We start from the raw sequence: 9715 nt of genomic DNA, 5'->3' as shown, positions 1-9715 counted from the left end.
AAAAGAAAAAATTACTTAAAGATGCAAAAATTCTTGAGGAAGCAGGTGCTTTTTCAATTGTATTGGAGTGTGTTCCCAAAGAACTTGCGGCAGATATTACCAAAGCGGTTTCGATTCCCATTATTGGGATTGGGGCCGGATGTGAATGTGACGGGCAAGTTTTAGTTACTCAAGATATTTTAGGAATGTATGATAAATTTGTGCCGAAGTTTGTTAAGCAGTACGCGAAATTAAGCGGTGAGATGAAGAAAGCGGTATCTGATTATATATCGGAAGTGAAGACGGGCAAGTTCCCCTCCGAAGAGCATGAATTTCATTAGTAAAAGAAAGGGTAAAAGGGAAAAAGTCACCAGTTGTCAGTTGTCAGCTACCAGGAAAAACAAACGATGTATGAATAAAAATCTGGCAAGTGGTAAAGAGTAAAAAACAAAAATAGTACAAAAGCATTTTTAATTTTATATTATAGTTTTTCATTCTTATTTATTAATTTTTGTGCTGGAGATTGGCGGCTGGAAGCTAGGTAGACTACCGACTTAAGGGTGATTCATGAAGACAATTACAACCATAAAAGAAATCAGGGCGGCCTTAAACCAAGAAAAAAAGAGCGGTAAAAGAATAGGGTTTGTTCCGACGATGGGATATTTTCACGAGGGGCATCTTTCTTTGATGCATAAAGCAAAGGAAGACTGTGACGTGGTAGTTACAAGCATTTTTGTGAATCCCACTCAATTTGGCCCCTCTGAAGATTTTGAGGCTTATCCCAGAGATTTAAAAAATGATTCAAAGATGGCGGAAGAAGCTGGAGTTGATTATCTATTTTTGCCGAGTGTTGAAGAAATGTATCCGGGAGAACGTTTAACTTATGTAAACGTTGAAAAGATAACAAAGGTTCTTTGTGGAGCCAAGAGGCCTGGTCATTTTCAAGGAGTAGCCACTGTTGTTTCCAAACTTTTCAACATAATTAAACCTGATTTTGCATATTTTGGTGAGAAGGACTATCAACAGTTGGTAGTCCTTAAGAAAATGGTTAAAGGTTTGAACTTCGACGTTCAAATAGTTGGTGTTCCAACCGTAAGAGATAAAGATGGCTTAGCCATGAGTTCTCGCAACAAATATCTTGGGCCCAAAGAGAGAGAAGCGGCTCTTATTTTAAATAAATCGCTTATCTTAGCCCAGGAAATGGTAAAAAATGGTGAAAGAAGCTCAGCGAAGATAAAAAAGTCAATGACAAAATTATTTGAAAAGGAACCTTTAGTTAATTTAGAATACCTATCTATCTGTGATATTATTTCTTTACAGGAGATTTCCGGGATAAAGGGAAAAGTGTTGATTGCCTTGGCGGCAAGAGTGAGGAAGGCAAGATTAATTGATAACATTGTGGTTGAAGGAAATTAGGTGATAGTTTGTGTTTAGGACGATGTTAAAAGGCAAAATACATAGAGCGACAATTACTGAAGCTAATTTAGATTATGTTGGGAGCATAACTGTTGATGAGAATCTTCTCAAAGCTGCCGATATTCTAAATCACGAAAAGGTTCAGGTGGTTGATGTTACTAACGGTTCACGGCTTGAAACTTATGCTATTGCGGGACCGGCTGGTTCGGGTACCGTATGCATAAATGGAGCTGCAGCGCGTTTAGTGCATAAAGGAGACAAAATTATCATCTTGTCGTATATAATGGTTGATGATAAAGAAGCAAAGAAACTGATGCCCAAGACCGTTCATGTCGATGAGAAAAATTGCATAGTCGATGTCGAAGACTATCAAATAACATTTGATGCTTGTTAGGAGAAAAAATATTGGAAGAACGCATCAAACAGCTAAAAAAAGAGAGAAACGCGATTATCCTTGCGCATAATTATCAGCCCCCTGAGATTCAAGACATAGCTGATTATATAGGCGACTCATTGGATCTTTCTCGCAGGGTTGCAGAAGACGATGCAGAGGTTGTAGTTTTTTGCGGGGTTTATTTTATGGCGGAAACGGCCAATATTTTAAGCCCGGAAAAAATCACTTTGCTTCCGGATGCTCACGCAGGTTGTCAATTAGCCGATATGATTACTGTTGAAGCTTTGAAGAAAAAGAGAGAAGAGCATCCGGATGCCGCTGTGGTCTGTTACGTAAATTCTCCTGCAGCGGTAAAGGCCGAAAGTGATATATGTTGCACTTCAGCGAATGCGTTGGCGGTGGTTAATTCGTTGCGGGATTATGACAAAATTATCTTTGTGCCGGATAAAAACCTTGGAAGTTATGTTGCTTCCAAGACGGATAAGGAGATAATTCTTTGGGATGGTTGTTGCCCTATCCATGATGATGTAGAACTTTGTCAGATTGAAAAACTTAAAAGAAATTATCCCGACGCTGTTTTTATAGCTCATCCGGAATGTCGCCCGAGTGTTCTTGCTTTAGCCGATGAGGTTTTAGGCACATCCGGGATGATTAAGTTTGCGAAAAAAACCTCAGCCAATGAGGTTATCATTGGAACAGAAGTGGGAATGGTTTATCGTTTACAAAAAGAGAATCCTGAAAAAAAATTCATAAAAATAGATGGGGCAATTTGCAAAGATATGAAACTTACTACGCTTGACAAAGTGGAAAAATCTCTTAAAAATTTGGAACCCAGAGTTGTTGTTTCGGAAGAAATAAGGGTAAAAGCTATAAGAGCGGTAAATAAAATGATAGAGATAAGCGGATGATGATTTGAAGAATATCCCGCGTTATTTAATTGGTTTTAATACAAAAGATTTAGAGCAACGGTCATCTGATTTATTAATAATCGGAAGCGGAATTGCTGGCTTGACCGCGGCTATTAAAAGTTATCAAAAGTACAAAGTAACTCTTCTTACTAAAGGCGAGCTCAAAGAGACGGCAACATGGTATGCCCAAGGCGGGGTTGCAACCGCAATGAGCGAGAAAGATTCTCCTGAGCTTCACTATCAAGACACAATGAAAGCAGGCGCTGGTCTTTGTGACCCCGAAGCTGTTAAGGCGCTGGTAAATGAGGCCCGTGAATCCATTGATGATTTAATAAAGCTTGGTGTTAATTTTGACAAAGCGCTAAGCGGCAAAATTGAACTTGCTCGCGAGGGAGGCCATTCTTTATCCAGGATTCTTCACTCTGAGGATTCAACGGGAAGCGAAATTCAATCAACTTTAGTTTCAAAAGTAAAGTCTTGCCAAGACATTCAAATTAAAGAAAACACCTTTGTTTTAGATTTTTTAACCCACAAAAACCGTTGTATTGGCGCCATAGTTCTTGAGCCTGGAGAGAAAAATCCCGTTGTTTATTTTGCGAAGGCGGTTATCTTGGCTACTGGTGGATGTGGGCAGCTTTATAAGGTTACGACCAGCCCGTCGGTAGCGACCGGTGACGGTATAGCGATGGGTTATCGTGCCGGGGCGGGGGTTTGCGACATGGAATTTATACAATTTCATCCAACGGGTTTATATGATAAAGAGAGTCCCCGTTTTTTAATTACCGAAGCTTTAAGAGGCGAAGGGGCTTATTTAAGGGACTGTGCGGGAAATAGATTTATGTTAGGGATTCATCCCTTAGCCGAGCTTGCTCCAAGGGATATTGTGGTAAGAGAAATTGTTAAGGCAATGAAAAGATGTGGGGAAGACCATGTTTATCTGGATACTACTCATATATCGGTCGAAAAATTGAAAAAGAGATTCCCAATGATTTATAAAAGGTGCAAAAAGAGTGGTTTTAATCTTGGGAAAGACATGATTCCGGTTTCGCCCGTTGCTCATTACATGATGGGAGGAGTTAAGACGGATACTTTTGGAAGAACAAGTTTGCCTGGTCTGTATGCAAGTGGCGAAACAGCTTGTACAGGTATTCATGGGGCCAATAGATTGGCCAGCAACTCTCTTTTAGAGGGATTAGTTTTTAGCAGACGAATATGCAAAATATTAGAGGATGATATTGGCAAGATATCTAAAGAAAGTATTTTTAATATTAATTTAGCTTATGATTTTTCCGGGGAGAAAAAAGATGTCGACGTCGATAAACACAAGGAACTGTTACGTGAAATAATGACTTCGTTTGTTGGAGTTGTTCGCACAAAAGAAGGGCTTCGGGGAGCTCTTAAAAAAATCTCCAGTTTAGAGAATGAAATTTTCAAAATTAAATTTGATGAAGTTGGCGGATTTGAACTTCAGAATATGCTTACTGTGGCAAAATTAATAACCCAAGCGGCCTTGATAAGAGAAGAAAGCCGAGGAGCACATTTTCGAAGTGATTTTCCTAAAAACGATGATTCTAAATGGAAAAAGCACATAATTTTAAAACGGGGCCTTGAGACACCCATATATTCTAAAGTTTAGTGGTGAAAATGATTAAAACACATCAAGAGGAATTAGAGAAAATTATAAACAATGCTTTAAAAGAAGATTTAGGTACTTGTGGAGATATTACTACGCAGGCAATTTTCCCTACAACCAAGAAGATTAAGGGATTTGTTCAATCTGAGAGTTCGGGTATATTGGCGGGGATTGAGATTGCCGCAAAAGTATTCGAGATGGTTGATAGCTCAACGGTCTTTAAAGCTGAATTTAAAGATGGGGATAAAGTTAAGGAGGGCCAGTTAATTGCTAAATTAGAAGGTGACGTTTGCGGTATTTTATCTGCCGAAAGAGTAGCTCTTAATTTTCTTCAACATCTTTCCGGCATAGCTACTTTGACATCAAAATTTGTAAAAAAAGTAAAACCTTATAAAGTTGATATTTACGATACCAGAAAGACAACTCCTGGTTTAAGGTTAATTGAAAAATATGCTGTTAAGGTGGGCGGGGGCTGTAACCATCGAATGGGTTTATACGATGCGATTTTAATAAAAGACAATCATATCGCAGGGGCTGGAAGCGTTAGGCGCGCAATTGAGTTTGCTTGTAAAGGGTGTCCAGACAAAAAAATTGAGGTGGAAACCGAGAATTTGGAGCAGGTAAAAGAGGCGTTAGAAACGGGTGTTGACATTATAATGCTGGACAACATGGATGTTAAAACCATAAAAAAAGCGGTTGAAATTGTGGATGGAAGGACGATACTTGAAGCGTCTGGCGGCATAACTCTAGACAATGTTGAAGAGGTGGCCAAAACAGGTGTGGATAGAATATCCGTTGGAGCGATAACTCAGGCTTCGACCCCTTTAAATATCTCCATTGAGCTTAAATAAGATAATTATTTGAGGATAATTTACGGAAGCGAGTGTTTTAAGTACATTCATTCACTATTTTAAAATGTATGGTTATTGCATTCTTTTTTTGGCCATCTTATTAGAAAATATATTTTTTTTGGGATTAATTGTTCCAGGGGAAACTATTTTTCTTTTGGGGAGCTTGCACGTTAATAATCGTCTTTTTGTTTTTGATTTATTTATATCGCAAGAAGCGCGAAAGGGAGTAGGATGTCTTCAAAAGATGCGGTTTTGTTTTTTTTGAAGGATAAACAGGGTGATTTTGTTTCCGGGGAGGATATTTCTCGGAGTCTTTCTTTATCAAGAACTGCCGTTTGGAAACATATTCAAAGTCTAAAAGATGACGGTTATATAATAGAGGGTGTTCCGAGACAAGGTTACCGATTGATTAAATTACCTGATAAACTCCTACCTTCTGAGATAAGATATAAACTAAAAACAACTCTTTTCGATAAAAAGATTTATTATTTTAATGAGATAAGTTCGACAAATAAGATAGCGAAAAATGAAGCTGCCAAAGGATCTCCTGAGGGAACACTTTTTGTGGCAGAAAAGCAAGTCAAGGGTAAGGGTCGACTTGGAAGAAAGTGGGTTTCTCCCTCTGGCGGGATATGGTTCTCCATGGTTTTACGTCCTGAAATTTCTCCAATCGATGCTTCTAAGATAACAATCCTTGCAGGAATTGCCGTTGCAAAGGCTATCAAGGGCGAAACTGGCTTAAAGGTTACTCTTAAATGGCCAAATGATATTTTTATTGATGGCAAAAAAGTAGCTGGTATTTTATCTGAGATGAGCGCCGAGGCGGATAAGGTAAATTTTGTTGTGGTTGGTATCGGGGTAAATGCAAATTTGAGTTTATCGGTTTTTTCCGAAGAGCTGCGGGACAAGGTAGCTACGCTGAAGGAATTATTGGGAGCTGAAGTAGATAGAGTGGCTTTATTTAAAGCCATATTAAAAGAGTTTGAAAAAGTCTATCTTTCTTTAAACGAAGATAGTTTTGAGAAGGCGCTGTCGGAGTGGAAAAATCTCTGTGGTATGTTGGGCAAACGTGTGAAAATTTCAACCTTGACTGAAGAGATAGAGGGTGAAGCGCTCGATATTAATGAGCAGGGGAGCTTATTATTGAAGTTATTCTCTGGCGAAATACGTACAATTTACTCCGGGGATGTAGTTATTAAAAAATAATTTTACTTCATGGTTTTTATTTTGTTATAATTGTTAACCTATTACAAAATTTGGTTAACAAGGGGACTATTTTATGAAAATTGATGCAAAGAGTATGATTTTAGTTGCTTTATTTTCAGCATTGACGGCGGTTGGGGCAGTGATTAGAATTCCAATTCCATTCAGTCCTATTCCTATCACGCTTCAAGTGCTCTTTGTGCTGCTTTCGGGAGCTTTATTGGGGGCCAATCTTGGAGCTTTAAGCCAATTAATTTATATCTTTCTTGGTTGCCTGGGGCTACCTGTTTTTGCGGGAGGTTCCGGCATGGGAGTTTTAGTTGGACCAACGGGGGGCTATATATTCGGGTTTATTTTAGCAGCATACGTGGTGGGGAAACTGGTTGAGAATAAAAATAATTTGAGCTACTTTAGGATATTTTTAACTTTAATGGTTGGCGTTTTGATTATATATTTAGTTGGAGCATTCCAACTTATGTTAGTTGCAAAACTTGATTTTACAAGAGCAATCCTTGGTGGGGTCATTCCCTTCATTGGGCCGGACATCGTTAAAGCTTTCTTGGCAACCTTCCTAACAAAAAAAGTAAAACCCATTGTTGGTTAAAAAGAGGCAGGTTTATTGAATCTACCTAATTTCTGACCTTACTTTTTACTTTATTTAGTCGAGAGTTTACCCGGTACGGGAGCTGTGCTTTGGCCAACTTGCTGGTTTTTCTTATACCTCATATTCCATACTTTATACTCAATTAATTGATTGGTTATCTGTTATAATTTATTTATGTCTACAATAAATATATCAATGGAGGGTTAAGATGCTTCTTGCTATTGATGTTGGAAATACTCAGACGAGTTTTGGTGTATTTAATAAAGATGAACTTTGTTGCAGTTGGCGAATTTCTACAAATAAAGAAGAAACGGCCGATGAACTGGCTGTAACCTTGACCAATCTATTAAATTTGCAGGGTTTAAAATTAAAAGATATCGATGCGATTATAATCTCCTCGGTGGTTCCTCATTGTACTGCTTCTTTAGTTGAGATGGCTAAAAGTATCTTCAAATTGGAAGCAATAGTGGTTGGTCCCGGGACAAAAACCGGGATTCCTATTCTTTATGATAATCCTCATGAGGTCGGCGCCGATAGAATTGCAAACGCTGTAGCCGCTTATGATATTTACGGTGGACCTGTTATCGTCGTTGATTTTGGAACAGCTACTACCTTTGATGCTATCTCGAGTAAAGGTGAATATCTTGGGGGAGCTATTGCCCCCGGTATCGAAACATCTGCCGAGGCTCTTTTTGAAATGGCGGCAAAACTTTCACGAGTTGATTTGAAAGTACCCTCAAAAGCTATCGGAAAAAATACAACAGAAAGTCTACAATCTGGGATAATGTTCGGCGTTGTGGGTCAGGTTAATAAGATTGTTAACTCGATTAAGAAAGAGCTAGGAGACAATCCCACCGTTGTAGCCACCGGGGGGCTAGCCGGCTTGTTTGCTAGCAAGTGTGAAGTTGTAGATGAGATAAATTTAACGCTAACCCTTCAAGGGCTTAAGAAGATTTTTGATATGAATTGCTGATTTTGCTTTTTGAGGAATAGCTGACAAGCTTTATGCTCGTTAGGTATATGCAATTTACTCGGATATCATGCTAAAATTTGAGGTATATCAAAACCTGGTTTTGGTAAACAAGTCGCAAAATGGTTATCATTAATTAAAGGAAATAAAATGTCAGACTTAAAGAATGAGTTAAGATTAATTGCTGTAGAAGTAAACGAACTTTTAAGTAGATATATTGAGATCCACAATGCCGTATTTAAATTTTCATGGCGGAAAATTATCCCCTTGCCATTTGTTTTCAAGTCAATCAATTTTAACGACTTACATAGTCGAGCAAAACAAATTCTATCTGAATTGGAAGCCTGCAACCAACAAATCAATAGCTTAATAGAGGACACAACGCAAAAAGAAAGTCGTTTTGCTCATTTTTTGTCTGAATATTGTGGGGCACTGATAAAAACGGTTTCTTTACTTAAAGAGATACTCCATCAGCTTCACCTCAAAAGTGAGAATTCAAGTAAGTATAATCTGAGTAAATATAATAAACAGTGTGATTTGTATAATGAAGCTGTGAATAAATATTCCAGTATGGGCGGTAGATTGAATGAATTATATTCAGAATTTAATCAATAAAGACATGGCGCCAATGTCACATAACATCAACTGAGCAACCTCAATAGCACTTTACCTAACTTGCTTCGACAAAGTCGCTTATTTGGAGAACTACACAATATATTTGCGAAAAAAGGGGAACAATTATGCCACTAGGCAGTGATTCTAACGAATATTCTATTTTGCATATTGATATAAGAAACTACTCATATTATTCGGGCACCCTTTCATCTTGGTTAGACGTTCCTTCTGAAAAAGCTCTAAATCGATTAAGTGGTCATCCTGATAAAGAAGGTTATTATCAAAGGTGCGAGAAGCGGCTACCAGTTATGGCTGAATATACAGAGTTGTTTTATGAGAAAGTGCAAAATATATATGATGAGTTGAAGAAAGAGGAGGAAATTTTTTATGATAGAATTTATGCGGGTGATGGCATATATTATGCTCTTTTAAGCAATCAACATGGCGAGGAAACCATAAAAATCCCGATAGATTTTTTGAAATCATTATCGAAAAAAATGCCAGAATTTTTTCTAAGATGGAATCAAAAGTTAGAGAGAAAAAACTTGTCAGAAAATAATTTAAAATTAGATTTTGCTATAGCGGTACATTATGGATACTTATCTAAAATTAAAATCCCGCCTAGAAAAATCCATTTATCTAATGAACAAATGGATACATTAATAGGTCCGGCAATTAATATAGTTTCAAAAGTAGAAAAATTATCAAAATTGTTCTCTGGCGTTAAAATTGTCATTACTGAAAAGTTCTTCAAGGAAATACCAAAAGACAGCGATTATTATGAAAGTTTAGAAGAATTGTCTAGCGAAAGGGTAAATATTGAAGGTCTTTCGGAGCCATTGAAATTATATACTTTTAAAGATTTAAGTTAAGTGATAAAGGCAATAAAGCACTGCGGCAGCTAGTGTTCCTTTGGAATGCCCTTATCAGCTGTATAGAATAAGGGAAATAAGCAACAAGTCATAAGTTTATTGTACAAAAGAACCAATTCGAATAAATCGCCATATCATTTTTAGGCGCCGTGCCTACCGGCAGGCAGGGAGAAATAGGTTGTTCAGGAAATAAGCCGAAGCTGTTTGAGCCAGGGTTACATCCATCTTACAACGTAGTTGGAAGTTTTGGCTTTATAAAAAAGCCAAAGG

The 9715-nt window shown here is 37.8% G+C and carries 11 protein-coding genes; all 11 read left to right on the top strand.

Annotation, left to right across the window (positions count from 1 at the left end):
* On the top strand, nt 1-320 hold a 320-nt coding region (locus Q7U95_RS01985), incomplete at its 5' end, for a 3-methyl-2-oxobutanoate hydroxymethyltransferase (protein WP_308751599.1).
* A 226-nt stretch (nt 321-546) separates the two neighbouring features.
* On the top strand, nt 547-1395 hold the full coding sequence (gene panC / locus Q7U95_RS01980; RefSeq protein WP_308751598.1) for a pantoate--beta-alanine ligase: 849 nt from the start codon (nt 547-549) through the stop codon (nt 1393-1395).
* A gap of 10 nt (nt 1396-1405) precedes the next feature.
* The gene (gene panD, locus Q7U95_RS01975) at nt 1406-1789 is read left to right on the top strand and encodes an aspartate 1-decarboxylase (protein ID WP_308751597.1); all 384 of its coding nucleotides are present in this window, start codon (nt 1406-1408) and stop codon (nt 1787-1789) included.
* A gap of 11 nt (nt 1790-1800) precedes the next feature.
* The gene (gene nadA / locus Q7U95_RS01970; protein WP_308751596.1) at nt 1801-2697 is read left to right on the top strand and encodes a quinolinate synthase NadA; all 897 of its coding nucleotides are present in this window, start codon (nt 1801-1803) and stop codon (nt 2695-2697) included.
* Nucleotides 2698-2701: 4 nt separating this feature from the next.
* Entirely contained in the window at nt 2702-4333 is a 1632-nt protein-coding gene (gene nadB, locus Q7U95_RS01965; protein ID WP_308751595.1) for an L-aspartate oxidase, read from the top strand.
* An 8-nt stretch (nt 4334-4341) separates the two neighbouring features.
* Nucleotides 4342-5181: a carboxylating nicotinate-nucleotide diphosphorylase gene (nadC, locus tag Q7U95_RS01960; RefSeq protein WP_308751594.1), complete on the top strand. Its 840-nt coding sequence runs from the start codon at nt 4342-4344 to the stop codon at nt 5179-5181.
* A 231-nt stretch (nt 5182-5412) separates the two neighbouring features.
* The gene (locus Q7U95_RS01955; RefSeq protein WP_308751593.1) at nt 5413-6387 is read left to right on the top strand and encodes a biotin--[acetyl-CoA-carboxylase] ligase; all 975 of its coding nucleotides are present in this window, start codon (nt 5413-5415) and stop codon (nt 6385-6387) included.
* Nucleotides 6388-6460: 73 nt separating this feature from the next.
* Entirely contained in the window at nt 6461-6988 is a 528-nt protein-coding gene (locus tag Q7U95_RS01950) for a biotin transporter BioY (protein ID WP_308751592.1), read from the top strand.
* A gap of 208 nt (nt 6989-7196) precedes the next feature.
* The gene (locus tag Q7U95_RS01945; RefSeq protein WP_308751591.1) at nt 7197-7961 is read left to right on the top strand and encodes a type III pantothenate kinase; all 765 of its coding nucleotides are present in this window, start codon (nt 7197-7199) and stop codon (nt 7959-7961) included.
* Between the two features lie 147 nt (nt 7962-8108).
* Nucleotides 8109-8573 carry a hypothetical protein gene (locus Q7U95_RS01940; protein WP_308751590.1) on the top strand — a complete coding sequence of 155 codons (465 nt, stop codon included), beginning with the start codon at nt 8109-8111 and terminating at the stop codon, nt 8571-8573.
* 125 nt (nt 8574-8698) lie between these two features.
* On the top strand, nt 8699-9445 hold the full coding sequence (locus Q7U95_RS01935; RefSeq protein WP_308751589.1) for a hypothetical protein: 747 nt from the start codon (nt 8699-8701) through the stop codon (nt 9443-9445).
* Nucleotides 9446-9715: the final 270 nt, after the last annotated feature.

It is taken from the genome of Candidatus Oleimmundimicrobium sp. (genome assembly GCF_030651595.1).
Lineage (GTDB): Bacteria > Actinomycetota > Aquicultoria > UBA3085 > Oleimmundimicrobiaceae > JAUSCH01.
This window is presented reverse-complemented; position numbering and strand designations above follow the sequence as displayed.